The following is a 19,845-nucleotide window of genomic DNA, read 5'->3' as shown; positions in this document are numbered from 1 at the left end:
ATTTTCAGATAGGCTGTCTAGTTTTTATTAAAATGCGAAAAATCTAGCGACCTAAAATCATTTCTAAAACAAATTTACTGCCCATAAAGCCAATGGCAAGCAGGACAAAACCAGTAATGGTAAAACGAATGGCTTTACGACCGCGCCAGCCAAATTTGTAATGACCGATGAGCAAGGCACCGTATAAGAACCATGAAATAATACTAAAGGCGGTTTTATGTGCCAGATGCTGAGCAAAGAAGTTATCAATGGTGAAGAAACCAAATAACAAAGCTGCTGTCAGTAGACCAAAACCTGTGATAATCAAGTCAAATAACAGGGACTCCATGACTTGAAATGGTGGCAGCAAGTTCACCCAAATCCGTCGTTTTTGTTTCTTTTTCAGTTCTCGATCTTGGCACCACAACAATACCGCATGAATGGTGGCCATCAGCAGCACTGCATAAGCAGATAGCGAAAGAATGATGTGTAAATCTAAGCCTAAGCTATGCTGTTCAATAATTTGATTCGGTTGGCTAAAGGCAAAGCCCAAGATTAGGCCAAAGGCAGCAACAGGTGTACCGATCAGGTTGAGTGGCAGAATCGGGCGGATCAGGCTCAAAATCAAACTCAGCGCCAACATCAGCCCTGAAGTAAATGACATCAAGTTAAAGACATCATAATTCACCCCAATCGGTGTCATCATGTCTTGGTAGAGCACGGTACTATGCAGTACTAACCCTAATCCAACCATAAGACCATAACACCAAAGATTTGGACTACGTTTTGACATCAACCGTATAAACAAATACCAAAACGAACTGGTATAGGCGATGAGTGCCAAAATTGTGTAAACCAAGGGGAGACTGATCATGTCAAACCTTTTTTAGGAGGATGAATAATATTCACCATATAAGATATAAATTCGCTTCGAACTACAGTATCCTATAGCATCTTATGCATAAATTTTCTATTTTAAGAAAGATTTTTTTGCAACTAGCCATTTTAAGCGGATTTCGCAATGTTTGATACCTTAACAGAACGACTCACACAGAGTTTAAGAAATGTTACTGGCTCAGGGCAGCTGACCGAAGACAATATTAAAGATACCCTACGTGAAGTACGTATGGCACTTCTTGAAGCCGATGTGGCGTTACCTGTAACTCGTGAATTTATCGCGAAAGTTAAGGAAGAAGCGCTCGGTCAAGAAGTCATGACTCAGCTTTCTCCTGGTCAGGCATTTGTAAAGATTGTCTATGATGAACTCACCAAGATGATGGGTGAGGCCAATGAAACACTAGATTTAAGTGCAAAACCACCTGTTGTTGTCCTGCTTGCAGGTTTGCAAGGTGCGGGTAAAACCACAACTGCGGCAAAATTAGCGCGCTTCTTAAAAGAACGCCAAAAGAAAAAAGTCATGACCGTTTCTGCCGACGTGTATCGTCCAGCAGCGATCAAGCAGTTAGAAACCGTATCCAATGAAGTAGGTGTGGGTTTCATTGCTTCAGAAGCAACTGAAAAGCCAATTGATATTGTGAATCGTGCCATTGAGCAAGCAAAAATCCAGTTTGCTGATGTCTTGATTGTCGATACTGCAGGCCGTCTACATGTCGATGAAGACATGATGGATGAGATCAAAGAATTACATGCTGCGGTCAAACCAACCGAGACCTTATTCGTTGTTGATGCGATGACGGGTCAGGATGCTGCCAATACAGCAAAAGCCTTTAACGATGCTTTGGCTTTAACCGGCGTGATCCTCACTAAAACCGATGGTGATGCACGCGGTGGTGCAGCACTTTCTGTTCGTGCCATCACAGGTAAGCCAATTAAATTCTTGGGGATTGGTGAAAAACTAGATGCACTTGAGCCATTCCATCCAGATCGTGTTGCACAACGTATCTTGGGCATGGGTGACGTCCTTTCTTTGGTCGAAGAAGTTGAACGCAAAATCGACAAAGAAAAAGCCGAAAAAATGGCGAAAAAATTGCAGAAAGGCGGTACCTTCAACTTTGAAGATATGCTGATGCAATTTGAGCAAATGAGCAAAATGGGCGGCATGATGGGCTTCTTGGACAAGTTGCCTGGTATGAGCAATGCGGGTATTCAGGATGCGATTGAAAAAGCCAATCCTGAAAAACAAGTTAAGCGTATGGAAGCCATCATTCAGTCGATGACGATCAAAGAGCGTCGTAATCCTGACTTGATGAATCCAAGCCGTAAAAAGCGTATTGCTGCAGGTTGTGGTATGGATGTGGCTGAAGTCAATAAGCTGATCAAGCAACAGGCGCAAATGGCGAAGATGATGAAGAAATTTGCTAATCCATCGGGTATGAGCAAAATGCTGAAATCATTAGGCAATATGCAAAAACAATTTGGTGGTGGTGGCGGTAATATGGGACCTTTATTTGGTAATAATGACCAAAAAAAGTAAGCAATTACTGAACATTAAAAAAGGCGCCTCTGGTGCCTTTTTTAATGTTTTGATCTTGTGCTGTTGTATAAATTTAATACAAAACATCAACACTCAATAGGATTTAAAAATAAGAAAATTAAAACTAAACCTATGTTTTATATTGAAAAGTAGTGTTAACTATGTCACATAATTCAAAAAATAATGTATTTATTCTGCATTGCGAGAATGCTGATCCAGAACAGCATTGGTATCTCTGGCTAGAACAGCAGTTAAAAAGTGAAACAGTTGGGGTTGAACGTATTTTTCTAGCTGATGCAAATCATCCGGAAGCTGAGATTTGGCAGACATGTTTGGAAGCACAGTTAAAAGGCTTGAATGAGCACAGCATTGTAGTCGCACATGGTTTGTCCTGTGTGGCTGTGGCTCGGTTTTTAGCAAAGAAGTTGAAGCAAACGACATTGAAAGCAGGGATTTTTATTGCGGGTTTTAGTGATGCAATATCGAATCATCCTGAATTTAATGCCTTAATTGAGCATTCATATTTTGAAAGTGGCATCTTACGAGCTAACATCAAACGACGTCTGGTTTTCTTTTCTAGCAATAATCCAATCGTGCCTGTACCTTTAACTTTTAAATTTTCCAATTTACTCAATGCCCAGTTGATTGAGGTGGCTCAAGCCGGGCATTTCCGTCGTGAAGATGGTGTTAATGAGTTTCCGCAGTTATTACAGGCAATTCAAACTTTAGTAAAAGCGGAATTGAGTTGAACATAATGCCTTAAGCCTTTAAGTAATAAATCTGATTCGACTTGAGGCTGATAATGACTGAGGAATTTGGCAAATAAACTGGCATCACCACCAGTTAAAATCAGCTTTTTAGGCGATTGCTGCATAATTTGATCAATCGTACTGATCAGACCAAGTAAGATACCGTGATGTACCGCATCGACCGTATTATGTCCGGGTTTTAAATTGTCAAAGGCAGAGTCTGGAATCTTGATGCCTTTGGTATTTTGAATCAGTGAGTCTCGTTGCAGATATAAATTTGGCAGAATATAACCGCCCAGATGTTGCAATCCTTCGACCAAATCGATGGTTAGGGCAGTGCCACAGCCAATCACACAAAAGTTCTCATCTGGCTTTGCCATGGCTAACACTTGTAACCAACGGTCAATCCCGAGTTGACTTGGAACATCATAGCCACAGTGCAGACCAGCATATTCAGCATGGACTTTGGCAAAAATAATCGGAATATCCAGAATATCGAGAATCATGTGAATACGTTGATTATTTTCCGAATCTAGAACGGAAGAGATACCGACGCGACTTAAATTCTGATGACGAAAGTGTTGGATCAAACCCAGTAATAAATCAGCAGGCGATTGCAGGTGTAATTCAGCAGCATGTTCGATCACTTGGTCATGTGCCGTGATCCAGTATTTTAAGCGGGTATTACCAATGTCCAGCCATAAACTTTTCATAGAATCATCATTTCCTCAAATCGAAGCGAGACGCAAACGGCCTTGATAGAATTGTTGAGTCTGATCGGTTTTGATCAGTACCGCACCGTCATTGTTGATCCCTTGAAACAGCCCTTGAATTTTACCTTGGGTATATTCAAATTCAACTTGTTGATTGAGCCAAATCGCGTGATGGTTAAAGCGTTCTGCTAAATTATAGCTACCATGTTCAAACCATTGAGCTGCTTGTTGAATTGCCGTGTAGAGTTCAGCAATCAGGGCTAAACGATCAATTTGAGCTAAACCAAGCATCGCTAAAGAGGTAATAGGTTGATCCGCATTTTCCACAGGGGGCGTGTTTAAATTAATCCCAACACCGACAATCGCTTGATGTGGGGAAATCGGTTCAACCAAAATTCCCCCCCATTTGCCTTGGGGACTATATAAGTCATTTGGCCATTTGACTTGTAAGTTTAAACCACGCAAGCTCGGCATCTGTAGAATATTCAGCGCAACTTCAAGCGCAAGACGACCATCCAGTGCTGTCTTGGTTTGAATCAGTGTGCTTAAATAAATGTTACCTTCAGGAGAGGCCCATTGTCGCTGGTGTTGACCACGACCTTGGGTCTGTTGTGCACTGCATACCAACCCTGTTGTAATGCCTTTTTGTGCAATTTCACGTATATCATCATTTGTCGAGGTTGTGGTTGTTTTGAGTAGTACCACTTCTGGAAATTGATTTTTTGCGTTCAATAATTGCTGAAGCTGGCGGGTTGCGAAATCATCCATCATTTTTACAAGTAGAGTGGTCATGTGTTTATGGAGTTAATCATATATTTGCTGATTGGCGCAATTGCTGGATTTACTGCGGGGCTATTTGGTGTTGGCGGTGGCCTAATTATTGTGCCAATTTTATATATTGTCTTTACTCAAATGAATTATGACCCGAATGTCATTATGCATATTGCAGTTGGAACATCGTTAGCAACCATTATTGTGACTTCGATTAGTTCGGTGATGGCACATCATAAAAAAGGAGCGGTTCTATGGTCGGTATTCCGTAATTTGGCACCAGGCTTAGTGCTCGGTTCATTCCTTGGTGCTGGTGTGGCAGATTTGATGTCTGGACAGCACTTACAGTTAGTGATTGGTGTCTTTGCTGTTTGGATGGCTTACAAGATGTTTAGAGGTGCAAATGCGATGGTTGATCCGAATCGTCATCTACCGTCGGCTGCATTACAACTTGCTGCGGGTGGGGGAATTGGGGTGGCATCCGCGATTTTTGGTATTGGCGGTGGCAGTCTTACCGTGCCTTACTTAAATCGTCATGGTGTCGTGATGCAAAAAGCTGTTGCGACGTCAGCAGCTTGTGGCTTACCCATCGCAGTGGCAGGTGCACTGGGCTTTATGTGGTTTGGGGCCAAAGAACAGATTGAAGTGCCGAATACCATTGGCTATGTGCATATCTATGCTTTCTTGGGGATCAGTGTGATGAGTTTTATCACCGCAAAATTTGGTGCAAAAGTTGCACATCGTTTATCGCCAGCCATGCTGAAAAAATGTTTTGCTGGTCTATTAGTGATCGTCGGTAGCTACTTTATTTATAAAGGATTGATCTAATTTTTTAGTGAGTAAGACCATAATGTACTTCAATGGTGGCAATCAAGGTTTCGACCAGAAGAAGTACATCATCTTGCTGACGTGCGTCGATAAAGAACATTGGGTAATTCATTTCTTTGGCTTTCAGCCAGTCACGATAAATCGATAAAGTTCGTTCTGGCATACGGTCGATATGGGTAATTGCAATCACAATATTATGACCAAAGGGCTGAAACGCTTGAAGATATTGCTCTAAATCCAGCAAAGGATTTTCAGCAGCATGGTCAATCATGACAATGGTGCCAATTGCGCCTTTACAGATCACGGCCCAAATAAAATCAAAGCGATCTTGCCCAGGCGTACCATACAATCCGACTTTAACCCCATCATCCAAAGTCAGTTCACCATAATCTATTCCAACGGTGGTGAGTAATTTTTCATGCGATTCGGTATCGGTATTGAGTGCTTCAGTACTCAGCACTTCAATTTCAGACAAGGCTTTGATCGCCGTGGATTTACCTGAACCCATGGTGCCACCGAAGACAATTTTATATTGATGTAAAATCATAGAAGCATCCTCGATTAAAAGCCTAAACGATGGCGTAAGCGACCAAATAGTTTTTTCATAAAATGCTGTTCTGTTTCACTTTGCTGAGTTTGCGGTCGATATTTTGCCTGTTGATCTTTAATCAGCGTTCCACACTGTGCACCCAAGCATGCTGCAACAAAGTGTCTGACTTTCTGTTCGGGGAGGTTAAGTTGTTGGGCAACTATGCTGATCTGTGCACCTTGTGCAAAACAGGCTGCCATCCGCAAGATATCTTGGCGATCATGTTTGTTTTTGGGTTGTGGCCAGAATTGCAGATAAAAACTTGAGGCAAAGGTTGGACAGAGTTCCTCAAAATCCATAGAGGTCCAAAGTAAATGCCAAAGCCATTGTTGTAAGTCTTGCTGAGCTGCATCTGCAATCCAATGCTGATCATTTTGCGTTGCATAGGTGTAATTCAAGCTCGGATCAGTTTGAAAGGAATGAAATTCAGGATGTTGCCACAGCCATTGATTGCGTGGGTCGGCAATGGCGAGTAGTCCTTGGTTATCAAACAGCTGAATCTTGCCATTCTTAGGATTTTGAATTTCTTGCAACACGTCTTTAATTTGTTTGCGATGAAAGATTGGCACATCTTCAGTTTCGATATTCTCTGATGCTTGATTTAAGTGTTCATCCAGATGAAGGCTCAGCCAGTGATGCAAGGAATGAATATGGTTCAAGGGCAGAAATAAGGTGTCATCTTCGATGGCGCTATTTTTATCAGCATCATTGGCAATTTTCAGCACATTGATTTTATTGCTTTGCAGTAGGCTCTTGATATTGGGTGAGTCAAAAAATACTTGGTTAATCATGAGAATATCAAGTTGTGGCTCGGCAATATTGCTCCAATTGATTTGGACATGCTGCGGCACAGCCGTTTGAACCTGTTGTTTTAACTCATTCAAGGTTCTGAGACTGAGTCCAAAAATGGCAATATTGACGGCTTGATGAACACCCATGTTATGACTCATCTATGTATGTACTGAGCAATTCAGTAGGAGATTTAAAATGCGATACTATTAATGAAAATATTATTTTTTGTGAATTACATCAATAAAAATACGATGAAAGAAAATCTTTCAGATATGCGGTTAAATAAGAATAAAAAGGTTAAATAATTGATATTAAATACAGAAAAACTGACTTTTTAGTACATATTGAGAATTATTATTTGGTTTTTTAGCACGATTGGCTTAAAAAGCAATAAAATTGTCAGACAATGATATAGAATTTATGCGGTGAGATCAGTTAAAACAAAAAAGCGCAAATAGCATTGGATCAATGCGTATAACAAAGATAGCGAGGGGCTCATGAATCTCGAAGAGGCTGATAGTCTTTCTGAACAGATTGCAAAATATATTAGTGAACAAATTATTAGTGGTGAGCTGGTTGAAGGCGAACGTATTCAAGAGCTACGCATTGCGAAAGAATTAGACGTCAGTCGTGGTTCGGTTCGTGAAGCATTGCTGTTACTTGAACGTACTTATTTAATTGAAATTTTTCCGCGTCGTGGTGCAATTGTTTCTGAAATGTCGGCTCAACAAGTCAAAGCATTATTCGATACTAATGTGATGGTACTTGGACATATTGTGCAGCGCATTAGTGAAACTTGGCGAGTCAATGAGGCGGAGCAACTGCAAGCATTATTGGATCAATTGGTCGAGTTTGTTCGCGCGGGTGATATCGAAAAATTTTACGATGCGATCTTTAAATATCTGGCTGAACAGCATGATATGGTGGCGAATCCCTATCTGATGCAATTCTATAAAGAACTCCTACCATCATTACGCCGTAGCTATTTTTTGACCTTAAATACTTCACGTCGAGAGCTACAAGAATCGTTTACCCTGTTTAAGTTAGTGATTGATGCTATTTTGATCCGAAAATCACAACAAGCTGCTTTATTTATGGAAGATTTTTGTCGACACTTGCGTAACCTTGTGTTGGAATCTCTGACACGTATGAAACAGATTGAATTGGCCTGGGCTAGACGCTCACGCCGCTAGTTAGGGCAGTATGCGTTTAAGTAGTTTAAAACTTTCAGGCTTTAAATCTTTCGCCGATAGTACAACATTAAATTTCAAGGCGAACCGAACTGCGGTTGTGGGGCCGAACGGTTGTGGTAAATCCAATGTGATTGATGCGATTCGCTGGGTAATGGGCGAGTCCAACGCACGTCAATTGCGTGGCGGTAGCATGCAGGATGTCATCTTTACCGGGACAGCCAAGCGTAAACCTGTTGGTGTTGCCAGTGTAGAACTTCGTTTTGACAATACCTATGGCAAATTAGGCGGCGCTTATAATGCTTATAGCGAGCTTGCAGTGCGTCGCCAAGTCACGCGTGAAGGTAAATCTGAATATTTCTTAAATGGCACCCGTTGCCGTCGTCGCGATATCACCGATATTTTCTTGGGCACGGGTTTAGGGCCGCGCTCTTATGCGGTGATTGAACAAGGCATGATTAACCGTCTGGTTGATGCCAAGCCTGAAGAAATGCGCGTGTTTATTGAAGAAGCGGCAGGAGTGTCTCGTTATCAGGCACGCCGTCGTGAAACCTTGCAGCACTTAGAACATACTGAACAGAATCTGGCACGTTTAGACGATATTGCCGCTGAACTAAAATCACAACTCAGAACATTAAAACGTCAATCTGAAGCTGCGATTCAATACAAAACCTTAGAAGGTCAGATCCGTACTTTAAAAATCGAGATTCTTTCATTTCAAGCCAATCAAAGTCAAAAGTTACAACAAGAATATACTGTTGAAATGACGGCGCTGGGTGAAAACTTTAAGTTGGTCCGTTCAGAATCACAGACCATTGAACATGACCTTGAAGCCACCAGTGCTTTATTCCAACGCTTAATTCAGCAATCTTCGCCTTTGCAGCATGAATGGCAACAGGCCGAGAAAAAGCTGTCTGAATTAAAAATGACCTTGGAACAAAAACAGAGTTTATTCCAGCAAAACAGCAGTAGCTTGCTACAACTTGAGCAGCAGAAAGTACAAACCAAAGAGCGTTTGCAACTCTCTGAATTACAAGTTGAAACTCTAAGCACCCAATTTGATGAGCAAAATGAAAGTTTGCTTGCCTTAGAGCAGCATACACAAACGGCTGAGCAAAATTTTACAGATGTTCAAGTCCAGCACAAGCAAGCACAACAGCAATTTGAACAACTGAAAACCCAAGTCGATCAGCAACAACAAAAAAAGTTGCAGATGGCAGCGCAAATTGAACAGTTGGGTAAGAATGTTCTGCGCATTGAGCAGCAAAAGCAGACCTTGCAAACGCAAACAACTCAGATCCGTGCTCAGGTTCAGGATGATGAACAGGCGCAACTGGAACAATTGCAACAACAACTTCAACTAGAGATTGTCGAGTTAGAGACCGCGATTGCGCAATTACAACAAGATGTTCAGACACAGCAAGATCAACAACAGTTGCAGAAGGCTGATGTGCAGAGTTTGAAAACTGAGATTCAGGTTTTATTGGCTGAGCAAAAGAACTTAAATCAGCTCGTCGCAAAGCAAAGCCCGAAGCATGATCAAAACGCAGTTCGATTGATGCAAAGCCTACGGTTGAGCACTCAAGCTAAAGCGCATGCAAACATTATTGAGAAGTTCTTGGCCAAGTGGCTGCAAGCGCATGTACTGGATGGTGAACAATCATTTCAGGAAGGTGTGGCGCGTCAGTTAAAAAATCCCTCTTGCGGAACTACAACTGTTCCTCATCCCTTTGATAAAGGACTTGCGAAGCAAGGCTTCTCATCCCCTCTTTCTCAAAGAGGGGTTAGGGGAGATTTAAAATATCTATCAGACTGGATCGAAGCCCCCCAATCTTCACTCTGGGCCAATGTAGCAGTAGCAGAGAATTTAGCGCTTGCATTGGAACATCAAGGGGATCTCCAGCAAGCACAATCTATTCTGACGCTTGATGGTTATCATGTGGGTGCCGATTGGGTGATTGCGCTGCACTATGATGAAGACAGTCAAACTGCGCAGGGCATGCTCAGTCATCAAGTGCGCTTAGAGGAAATTGAACAGCAACTGGCACAGAAACAACCACAGTTGCTTGATCTAGAAAGTCAATTTTCTCAACAATTACAGGCTTTGCAACAGCAGCAGCAGAGTGTGCAGCAACAGCAGCAAGGTTTGAAACAAAAGCAAAAAGAACTGCAACAGCTCGACGTGCAAATTGCCAAACTGCAAAGTACGGCACAGGCCTTTGTGTTGCAGCAACAGCAATTGGCAGATCAACTGAAACAACTTGATGCGCAGCTTGAAGAAGATGCCATGCAGCGTGATGATCTAGAAATTGATCTGCATGCATTAGCAATCAAATTAGAAGCTGTATTGCCGAATTATAAAACTTTGCAATTTCAGGTGGAAAACTTGAATGAGCAGTTGGGTGAGCAGCAACAACAGTTGACTCAACAGCAGCAGCAACGTGAAGCTTTACGTCGTCAAACCTCGCAAGCCAATCAGCAAATTGAGTTATTGGAAAAAGATATCTCGTTCCTGAAAACACAATATCGTCAAATCATTGAACAAATTGAGCAGGCCAAGAAGTTTGTTGACCCAATTCAGCTTGAACTACCCAATTTAGAGTCGCAATTCCACGAGCAATTTCAGCAAACAGAAAAACTGCAAAAAACCTGGAATGAATGGCAGCTTGAACTAAATCAAGTGCAAGAGAAACAACAGCAACTCACAGAACAACGCCATCAAGCTCAACAGAAAGACGAGCAGGTGCGTGAGCAGTTGGAACAAAAGCGCTTGGCTTGGCAGGCGGCGAAATCAGATCGTGAACATTATCTGGAACAACTGAACGAACTCAATGCAGAGGTTTTATCTGATCTGTCGATTGAAATTAAAGATCATCAGCAGAAACTGGAAAAAGCCCAGCAGCAATTTGAGAAAATCGGTGCAGTGAATTTAGCAGCGTCGCTAGAATATGAGGAAGTGTCGCAACGTTTTGATGAACTGAGTCACCAGATGCAGGATCTACAAAATACGGTTGATCAGCTCAAAGACGCGATGAAAAGTATTGATCAGGAAACTCGTAAACTGTTTATGACGACTTTTGATCAGGTCAATCAAGAGTTACAACTGCTATTTCCAAAGGTGTTTGGTGGTGGTGAAGCGACTCTAAGCCTTGAAGATGATTGGCAGTCTGGGGTCAAACTGATGGCGCGTCCACCTGGCAAGCGTAACAGTTCCTTGGCCTTGCTTTCCGGTGGTGAAAAGACCTTGACCGCTTTGGCTTTGGTGTTTGCAATCTTTAGATTGAACCCTGCACCGTTCTGCGTACTGGACGAAGTTGATGCGCCACTTGATGATGCCAATGTACAACGGTATTGTAATTTGGTAAAAGAGCTTTCTGAACAAGTGCAATTCATTTACATTACACATAATAAATTGGCGATGACAATGGCAACTGATTTACTTGGAGTCACCATGCCAGAGCCAGGTACATCAAAATTAGTGACTGTCGATTTAGAACAGGCAAAAGAATACGGGTTAGTTGCGGAGTCTTAGTATGGAAATGAATACAATAATAGGCATTGTTGCCGCCGTTGCGATTATGCTCGTTGGTTTAATCATGATTTTAAGAAAACCAAAACCAGTTGAGCCGTCATTAGAAGCAGATTTACATATTAATCCTGAAAGTCAGCAACCTGTGATCCCACGTCACGTACGTGACCAGCTTTTACAAAATGAAGTAGTGGCCACAACTGAGCGTGTTGAGCCAAGTTTAAATACTGAAGCAATTGTATCGGAGCCTGTGGCAGAGCAAACAGTTGAAGCGGCTGGTGTTGAAACAAAAACGACGGAAATCGAACAAACTGCTAAAGCAGATGAGGTGGTTGAAGCTGTAGCAGAGGTCGAAGGGGCTCAAAAAGATGAGATAGTCGCAGTTGAAGCAGAAATAACAGTGGCCTCTGAAAATGTAGAAGCTACAGAGAAAGCAGAGGAAAGCAAAGCGGAAACTGAGCTTAGCTTAAATCCAAATATTGAAACCGTCGCGATTGAAGAGTTTGATGGCGAAAGTAATATTCTGGATGTGCATTTACATGAACAGCAACGCTATGATGATGAAAGTGCTTTAGCAACCGCAGAGCAAATCATTGCCCTGAATGTTTATCCGAATCCACGTCGTGCCTTATCAGGTGATAAAGCACTGAAAATATTATTGAAATACGGTTTACGTTTCGGTGAAATGTCATGTTTCCATCGTTATGAAAATACCGATGAGCCAAGTGCCTTGATGTTCTCGGTATTGCGTATGACGGATAATGGTCCTGCAGGTTTTGATTTGGAAACTTTATCGGGTGAGCAGGTGCAAGGTCTTGCATTCTTCTTGGCTTTACCAAATAGTAAAGCGGTTACGGGTTATGACATGATGACCAGTATTGCAGGCTTAATTGCACGTGAAGTGGATGGTAAGGTTTATGATGAAAACAATTTAGAATTTACGCCGCAGTTGAAAGAGCATTGGCGTCATCATGTGATTGATTATCGTCCAAATCAGGCGGCAGTTTAATTGGTTGTTTCTTCATAAAGTGATTAACATATTTTTAAATTTGAAAATAAAGAACTTAACGGAGTCTTGTTAGGTTCTCATCCTATTTTAGGTTAAACCTTCGGTTCGACTTACTTTTGTTTCGTCAAAAGTAAGCAAAACCATTGTCATCTGCAAAACCTGTTCACTACTTTCATTAAAGTGATTTTATTGCAAAAACATTATCTTGTTTAAATCACGCAGGTTGCAGATGACATTTCTGAGTATCATATTTCATGTCTAACTCAGGTTCGATATACTAAATTTAGTAAAAATTATAGGGCGGTTTTTCCGCCCTTTTATATGGTGAAATTTAAATGGAACATAACTCAGTCATTGAGCAAATGCGTCAGTTGATTCAACTGATTGCAAAACACAATCATGCTTACTATGTGATGGATCAACCTTCCATTTCAGATAGTGAATATGACCATTTATTTCATCAACTGAAAGCACTCGAACAACAATATCCAGACTGTATTCAGGCAGATACCCCAACCAATAAAGTGGGGGGGCAAGCCTTATCGAAATTTGAAAGTGTCACCCATGCAGTACCGATGCTGTCATTGGGCAATGTCTTTAATCAGGAAGACCTGTTTGCTTTTGCCCGCCGTATTGATGAACGTTTACCGAATCAAAAAGTCCAGTATGAAGTAGAGCTGAAACTGGATGGTTTAGCGATTTCACTGTGGTATGAAAATGGTGTCTTGGTTCGTGGCGTGACACGTGGTGATGGCGAGACAGGTGAAGACATTACTCAGAATGTTAAAACCATTCGGAATTTGCCGAAAGTCTTATCCAGTCAGCATCAAGCAATTCCAGAGTTTCTGGAAGTTCGTGGTGAGGTATTGATGCCAAAGCAAGGCTTTGAAAAGCTCAATGCCGATCAAGAAGCCAAAGGAGATAAGACCTTTGCCAATCCACGTAACGCCGCAGCAGGAAGCCTGCGTCAGCTTGACCCGAATATTGCAGCTTCACGTCCATTGGCGTTCTATGCTTATGGAATTGCGCAGTGTGTACCGAATCATGGCCTTGAAACCATGCATGACAGTTTGCACTGGTTAACTAGATTTGGTTTTGAAATTGCAGAACGTCAATTCTTGTGTGCCTCGATTGAAGAAGTGCAACAACGTTATGAACAGATACAACAAGAACGCCCAGACCTCAAAGTTGAAATTGACGGCATGGTGATTAAGGTGGACAGCCTTAAACAGCAACAACAATTAGGCTTCCTGAGTCGTGAACCTCGTTGGGCAACGGCTTATAAATTCCCAGCGCAGGCAGCACTGACCAAAGTTGAAAATATTGACTGGCAAGTGGGGCGTACTGGAACACTGACCCCTGTCGCACGTTTAGCACCCGTCTTTGTTGGTGGGGTAACGGTGTCTAATGTAACTTTGCATAACATTGGTGAAATTCATCGTTTAGATGTGCGTGTTGGTGATACCGTTAGTGTCTATCGTACCGGGGACGTGATTCCAAAAGTTGAGAAGGTTTGGGCTGAGTTTCGACCTGCCGATGCGGAGATGGTTCATCTCCCGACCAATTGCCCAGTCTGTGAATCACCTGTGGTGATGCCAGAAGGTGAGGCCTTGGCACGTTGTTCAGGTGGCCTGTATTGTGCAGCACAACGGATTGAAGCCATTCGTCACTTTGTTTCACGTAAAGCACTGGATATTGAGGGCTTGGGCGATCGTTGGGTCGAGTCACTGTTACACCTCGATCTACTCAAAGATGTGGCTGATATTTATCATTTGCATGAGCATCGCGACACCTTATTGACCATCGAAAAAATGGGTGAGAAATCCGTTCAGAACTTGATTGATGCGATTGAAGCGAGCAAGAAAACCACTTTGGCGCGTTTTATCTATGCATTAGGTATTCGTGGTGTTGGTGAAACTACAGCGCGTATGCTGGCCAATACCTTCCAGACGCTTGAGGCACTGAAAGCTGCGGATATTGAAGCACTGAAGAAAACCCCTGATGTCGGTGATATTACCGCAGAATGGATTGCTGACTTTTTCCAAGCACCGCATAACCTTGAAGTGTTAGATCGTTTAATGGCAGCAGGCATTCATTGGGATGCACCAACCGCACCAACGCGTCAGCCTTTGAATGGTGAGAGTTGGGTGGTCACAGGTACATTGGAAACCATGGGCCGTGATGAAGCGACACAAAAGCTTCAAGCCTTGGGTGCGCGTGTCAGTGGTAGTGTGTCCAGTAAAACCAAATGTTTGGTTGCAGGCGAGAAAGCAGGTAGTAAGTTGGATAAAGCACAAAAACTTGAAATTCGAGTCTTGAATGAGCAAGAGTTCTTAGAATTTTTGAAGCAGTATGAAGTCTGATTCTTTATTTAAATTTTGAGTCAGCACGAACTGATAAAAAAGGCGGCATTTATGCCGCCTTTTTTAATGCATTAAATATATTTTTTTACAATGCCATCATCCAGCAATTGCTGGAAATGTTCGCAGACGCTTTCACGCACATCGCGATATTCGATGCCGAGTTCTTTGATGCTACGTTGCGCATTAAAATAGATTGGATAACCCATATTTAATTTTACAAACTCACGTGAATGACCGAGGATTGGCGCAACAAATGAAAAGGCGGTCTTTGGTACAGTAAAGTGTGGGAACGGAAACTTATAACCAAACTTTTGTGTGAGTGCTTTGCCCATATCCAATAAGCTGAGTGTACCACCACAAATGATATAACGGCCTTTTGCCTGTGGATTCAATGCCGCAGCCACATGCGCATCAGCAACATCGCGGACATCTACAATACCATTCCACATTGGCGGTACGCCAAACAAGGTAGTGCCATTACCAAACTGTTGTAATACTTCAATACTACCTGACTGGCTGGCATCGGTGAGGGAAGGTCCCATCACTAAGGCGGGGTTAATACAGACTAAATCCCAGCGGTTCTGTTGTTCGGCCATTTCCCATGCTTTGCGCTCAGCAGCAACTTTTGAATAAGGGTAGGGCTGATGGGTTTCACTACTGGTATTGTTCCAATGGCTCTCATCAAATTCATTGTTGGCGGTATTTTGAATCTCAACTGCATCGCCATAGGTTGAAGCAATGCTTGACGTCAGTACCACACGTTTGACCGACTCAGTGCGATTGACGCTGTCTAATACGTTTTCTGTGCCTTTCACCGCAGGCTCAATAATGTCTTTGACTGCATCTTTATAATTGGTCACCACAAATGGAGATGCGGTATGAATCACGATTTCACAATCTTGCATTGCATCATCAAATGAACGCGGTTCAAGCAAATCTGCTTTAAAAAATTCAATCTTCCCAGAAGATTGATCGGCCAGATCATATAAATGCTGAATCTTGTTTTTCTTCGATGGGTCACGCACTGTGGCATGAACTGTATAGCCTTGATTCAACAGACGTTCAATAATCCAGCCTGCAATATAACCCGTCGCGCCAGTGACCAAAATTGGTTTGCTTTTATCCATTGTGGTTTCCACATTATGTTTTTGTGATTGCTGTTATTTACCGAATTTTGCTCAAACAAACAACAGCTGAGCAGTCATTTTTTATGATTTTTTGATCAAAACATCAGCGGAATAAGAAGCATTGCTAATGGTTACAAAAAATCAAACAAATGATTTTCAATAGGATTATCTCTTTTTAAAGTCATAAATGATATGCAAAGGCTTATTTTATTTAGATAAATTGAGCTAATTAGAACTGTAAATGCGTATGTTTCTCATTTTAATTTTATAAAAATCATAAACTTACACACTTTTATTTTTGCAATTCTATTGTAACTTGGCCATAATATTGTCATTCGATAGGAGTAAGTATTATGCGTGGCAATCCAGAAGTCATCGACTATTTAAATATGCTCATTGGCGGTGAATTGGCTGCTCGTGATCAATATTTAATTCATTCAAGAATGTATGAAGATTGGGGCTTGAGCAAAATCTACGAGCGTATTGACCATGAAATGCAAGAAGAAGCATCTCATGCGGATTCAATCATTCGTCGTGTGTTGTTCTTAGGTGCTCAACCGAATATGAATCGTGAAGACATCAACGTCGGTAACGATGTTGTCAGTTGCTTAAAGGCTGATTTGGCACTTGAATACCACGTGCGTGAAAAATTGGCTGTGGGTATTAAGCTGTGTGAAGAAAAAGGCGATTTTATTAGCCGTGATATGTTGCGCCAGCAGCTTTCTGATACAGAAGAAGATCATACCTATTGGTTAGAAAAGCAATTACGTTTAATTGAATTGATTGGTTTACAGAATTATATTCAATCACAAATTTAATCGATCAGATTTAAACTTGTGAGGCATAAAAAGAGAACTTCAAATGAAGTTCTCTTTTTATTTTAGGGGGATAAATTGTTTAGTTAACTGTCAGACCAAGACTTAGAATTTTTTACTATAATTCACGAATAAACGATCTTCGCCAAAGTCATTGCCGTGTTTCACATCATAGTCAATGCGGATGTATTGCAGTGCAAGGCCTTTGAGATAGGGCTGCTGAAAAGCATAGTTCATAATAATATTGGACTCGGTTTCATGATTTTTGTCACCATTGGCTGCCTTAAAATCATGACCATAGACATATTTCACCATCGCATTTAGCCCAGGCACATAGTCCTTAAAATCATAGCCATACATCAAGTGATAAGACTTTTCATTCTTTTTAAAGAAGCCTGTGGCATTCCAGTTGATAAAATAAGTTTCAGGCAGGAAACCATCAGGTAACGGATAAGCAGACTCCCCGATAATCTGTTGATAGCCCAAACCAAAGGACTGATTCTTCACTTTCAGCATTTCCAAGATTCCAATATTTTGGGCCTCAATATCAAAGTTGCTGCCGTCATTTTTGGCATTAAAATATTTAAACTTGGAATTCAGTGAGAAGCTGGCTTGTTTCCACGTATGGTCTAGCCCAAGGTAGTGTTTATTGTAGAGGTCCTCTAAATTACCAAAGTAGTATTCGACCTTTAACGATGGCGTGAGTTGATAGCGTAGATCCAGATAATTCAAACCATCAGAATATTCAGTTTTGCCATTGGCAGTAAAAGAAAATTTCTTAAAATCTTCTTCATTACGCGGTGACACTTTAGTGACTCGGCCTATTTCTGCATAGAGTTGATCAGAAAGTTGTGACTTTAAATTTGTCCCCCAATATGATGCCAACAACTGGCGACTGGCATCTACCGCCGTCACAGGAAGATCCAGCCAGAGTTCACCGACACTGAGCAGTGTTTTGTCATAGCCCAGTTTGAGGGTCGCACCATATTTTAAATAATCAGAGGCTTGTGATTGGGTTTGGGGATCAAAGGGCAACACCGTATCCGCCACATGCTTATCCTTGCTTAAACGTACCGCATATTGCACCGAAGCATCTGCCCCGATGGTGATTGGTTTATCCGCGATTTGTAGGGGGGTATCCTGCATATTTGACTTGTAAAATAAAGACGCCGCTTGTGACCAACTGCCTGTATCTTTCAGGCTCGGATTGTCATAGTCACGATTAATATAGGCATTTTTAAGCGTGAATTTCCATTGATCTTGAGTTGGCTGAGCTGTCTCCGCAGCCAAAGCAACCGAGCTAGACCAACTGCCCATTGCCAGTAAGGTTGCAACCGTTAAACGCGTAGGGGAAAAGCGCTGTAATAATTTCATAATCCATATCCGAAGTTAGTGCGCCAGTCCTCGGCGCACATGGTTTTATTGCTGAGTTAGTGAAGATTGTGGGTTAAAGCTCGTCGCAGGTTGAGCCGCAACCGAGACTTTTAAATTCACCAAGAAGATGGCGAGAGCCGCAATAATGCCGGGAATCGCGATGGCGAGAAAATTCATTTGATGAGGCAATTCAAAGGTGAGTAGCGCACCAGTGAGCACAGGGCCGATGATGGCACCGATTCGGCCAATACCCGAAGCCCATCCCATCCCAGTTGAACGTACTGCGGTTGGGTAGAATTGCGCCACAAAGGTATAGAGCAGAATCTGTGAGCCAATCGTGGCTGCGCCTGCGATTGCAATCAGGCTGTATAAAATAAATTGTGGGCTATTAAAACCAAGTAAGATCAAGGCAGCCGCGCCGATCACAAACATGCTGGTAATCACGGGTTTTAAGTGGAATTTATCCGCTAATGCACCACCGCCAATCGCGCCAACCATACCTCCAATATTCAGTGCAAACAAGAACAGCATGCTGGCACCTAGAGAATAGCCTGCTTGTAACATCAGTTTTGGTAACCAGCTACCCAATGCATAAACCATCAACAGGCACATAAAGAACGCCACCCAAAACATAAAGGTGCTGAAACTACGACCTTGTTGGAATAGGGCGCGAACAGGCGCATCAGTCGTGGTACTTTCATTTAGAACCAGTTCTGAATGATTGCTTAATTCAGTTTCAGGTGCGATTTTACTGACAATCATTTTGGCTTGATCGTGATGATTCGATTTTACTAAGAAAGCCAATGACTCAGGCAGAAATTTCCAGATTACAGGCAACAGCAATAGTGGAATGCCTGCAATTAAAAACATGATTTGCCAGCCCATGTCTTTGACTAACCATGCGCCCAGTAAGGCAGAACTCATCCCGCCAATGGCATAGCCACTAAACATCAGTGCGACTAAGGTACTGCGGATTTTTTTCGGTGCGTATTCGGTCATCAGTGCGACAACGTTTGGCATCACACCACCAATGCCAAGCCCCGCGATAAAACGTAAAATTGCAAATTCAGTGGGGCTTCGGGCAAAAGCACCTAAGAAGGTGAAGCCACTGAATAAAGTGACACAGATCATAATGGTTTTTTTACGCCCCAGTTTGTCTGAGAGCGTGCCAAAAATCATGGCACCAAACATCATCCCGAACAGCGCTGCACTGGCAAGCAATCCCGCTTGCACAGCAGTCAGTGACCATTGCTGCATCAGCAAAGGTAAGGCGACACCGTAAATAACCAGATCGTAACCGTCAAAAATAATAATGATGAGACACCAGATTAATACTTTCCAGTGAAATGCCGTAAAACGGGCTTTATCAATAATGTCATTAATATTGACCTTATTTGTGTCCATTGCTTCACCTCCAATTTGTGAAGTACCGAGTTATTTTTTATTAAGCTATTTTGTTATTGGGTGAGAGTCAAAAACCTAATTGATATATCTTTATGTCTTTAAGGTATTGTGATTTTATTTAATGCATTGAAATTTATGTGTTTATTATTTTTATTTAATTTCTTTTTAAATGTGAGTGA

Annotated in this window: 16 protein-coding genes; 8 read left to right on the top strand and 8 right to left on the bottom strand. The window is 42.0% G+C overall.

The window, feature by feature from the left end; genetic code table 11:
• Nucleotides 1–43: 43 nt before the first annotated feature.
• Complete coding sequence (locus tag FPL17_RS10250) at nt 44–853, bottom strand: cytochrome C assembly family protein (RefSeq protein ID WP_159884888.1); 810 nt, start codon at nt 851–853, stop codon at nt 44–46.
• Between the two features lie 147 nt (nt 854–1,000).
• Between FPL17_RS10250 and ffh the strand changes: the two genes are divergently transcribed.
• Together ffh and FPL17_RS10240 are read left to right on the top strand one after the other, a co-directional pair.
• Nucleotides 1,001–2,413, top strand: coding sequence for a signal recognition particle protein (ffh, locus tag FPL17_RS10245; RefSeq protein ID WP_004804865.1), 1,413 nt, complete (start codon nt 1,001–1,003; stop codon nt 2,411–2,413).
• 161 nt (nt 2,414–2,574) lie between these two features.
• Nucleotides 2,575–3,162: an RBBP9/YdeN family alpha/beta hydrolase gene (locus FPL17_RS10240; RefSeq protein WP_005191169.1), complete on the top strand. Its 588-nt coding sequence runs from the start codon at nt 2,575–2,577 to the stop codon at nt 3,160–3,162.
• On the opposite strand, the gene FPL17_RS10235 is transcribed toward FPL17_RS10240, so the two are convergent.
• Both FPL17_RS10235 and FPL17_RS10230 read right to left on the bottom strand, forming a co-directional pair.
• A complete protein-coding gene (locus FPL17_RS10235) occupies nt 3,132–3,875 on the bottom strand; it encodes a pantothenate kinase (protein ID WP_005210821.1) in 744 nt (247 codons plus the stop codon). The two genes, FPL17_RS10240 and FPL17_RS10235, sit on opposite strands and share 31 nt — an antisense overlap.
• Before the next feature lie 15 nt (nt 3,876–3,890).
• A complete protein-coding gene (locus tag FPL17_RS10230; protein ID WP_005210823.1) occupies nt 3,891–4,667 on the bottom strand; it encodes a biotin--[acetyl-CoA-carboxylase] ligase in 777 nt (258 codons plus the stop codon).
• Between the two features lie 6 nt (nt 4,668–4,673).
• Here FPL17_RS10230 and FPL17_RS10225 point away from each other — a divergent pair, with 6 nt between their 5' ends.
• On the top strand, nt 4,674–5,474 hold the full coding sequence (locus FPL17_RS10225) for a sulfite exporter TauE/SafE family protein (RefSeq protein WP_159884886.1): 801 nt from the start codon (nt 4,674–4,676) through the stop codon (nt 5,472–5,474).
• 4 nt (nt 5,475–5,478) lie between these two features.
• Here FPL17_RS10225 and FPL17_RS10220 read toward each other — a convergent pair whose 3' ends face one another.
• A complete protein-coding gene (locus tag FPL17_RS10220) occupies nt 5,479–6,021 on the bottom strand; it encodes a GTP-binding protein (protein ID WP_159884884.1) in 543 nt (180 codons plus the stop codon).
• Between the two features lie 14 nt (nt 6,022–6,035).
• Nucleotides 6,036–7,001 (bottom strand): hypothetical protein, encoded by a 966-nt coding sequence (locus tag FPL17_RS10215; protein ID WP_159884882.1) that lies wholly within the window; start codon nt 6,999–7,001, stop codon nt 6,036–6,038.
• A gap of 351 nt (nt 7,002–7,352) precedes the next feature.
• Between FPL17_RS10215 and FPL17_RS10210 the strand changes: the two genes are divergently transcribed.
• From FPL17_RS10210 to ligA, 4 genes are all read left to right on the top strand, one after another.
• The gene (locus FPL17_RS10210; RefSeq protein ID WP_005151133.1) at nt 7,353–8,048 is read left to right on the top strand and encodes a GntR family transcriptional regulator; all 696 of its coding nucleotides are present in this window, start codon (nt 7,353–7,355) and stop codon (nt 8,046–8,048) included.
• A gap of 10 nt (nt 8,049–8,058) precedes the next feature.
• Nucleotides 8,059–11,577, top strand: coding sequence for a chromosome segregation protein SMC (gene smc / locus FPL17_RS10205; RefSeq protein ID WP_159884880.1), 3,519 nt, complete (start codon nt 8,059–8,061; stop codon nt 11,575–11,577).
• Nucleotide 11,578: 1 nt separating this feature from the next.
• The gene (locus tag FPL17_RS10200; protein WP_159884878.1) at nt 11,579–12,583 is read left to right on the top strand and encodes a cell division protein ZipA C-terminal FtsZ-binding domain-containing protein; all 1,005 of its coding nucleotides are present in this window, start codon (nt 11,579–11,581) and stop codon (nt 12,581–12,583) included.
• A 335-nt stretch (nt 12,584–12,918) separates the two neighbouring features.
• On the top strand, nt 12,919–14,946 hold the full coding sequence (ligA, locus tag FPL17_RS10195) for an NAD-dependent DNA ligase LigA (RefSeq protein WP_159884876.1): 2,028 nt from the start codon (nt 12,919–12,921) through the stop codon (nt 14,944–14,946).
• A 71-nt stretch (nt 14,947–15,017) separates the two neighbouring features.
• On the opposite strand, the gene FPL17_RS10190 is transcribed toward ligA, so the two are convergent.
• Nucleotides 15,018–16,073, bottom strand: coding sequence for an SDR family oxidoreductase (locus FPL17_RS10190; protein WP_159884874.1), 1,056 nt, complete (start codon nt 16,071–16,073; stop codon nt 15,018–15,020).
• A 353-nt stretch (nt 16,074–16,426) separates the two neighbouring features.
• Here FPL17_RS10190 and ftn point away from each other — a divergent pair, with 353 nt between their 5' ends.
• On the top strand, nt 16,427–16,891 hold the full coding sequence (gene ftn / locus FPL17_RS10185) for a heteropolymeric bacterioferritin subunit Ftn (protein WP_005191131.1): 465 nt from the start codon (nt 16,427–16,429) through the stop codon (nt 16,889–16,891).
• A 102-nt stretch (nt 16,892–16,993) separates the two neighbouring features.
• Here the strand turns inward: ftn and FPL17_RS10180 are convergent, their stop codons facing one another.
• On the bottom strand, nt 16,994–18,262 hold the full coding sequence (locus tag FPL17_RS10180; RefSeq protein WP_159884872.1) for an OprD family outer membrane porin: 1,269 nt from the start codon (nt 18,260–18,262) through the stop codon (nt 16,994–16,996).
• Between the two features lie 45 nt (nt 18,263–18,307).
• Nucleotides 18,308–19,666 (bottom strand): aromatic acid/H+ symport family MFS transporter, encoded by a 1,359-nt coding sequence (locus FPL17_RS10175; protein WP_159884870.1) that lies wholly within the window; start codon nt 19,664–19,666, stop codon nt 18,308–18,310.
• Between the last annotated feature and the right edge of the window lie 179 nt (nt 19,667–19,845).

It is taken from the genome of Acinetobacter dispersus (assembly GCF_009884975.1).
In the GTDB taxonomy this organism is placed as follows: Bacteria; Pseudomonadota; Gammaproteobacteria; order Pseudomonadales; family Moraxellaceae; genus Acinetobacter; species Acinetobacter dispersus.
The sequence above is the reverse complement of the archived record's forward strand: the minus strand, read 5'-3'. Positions and strand labels throughout refer to the sequence as shown.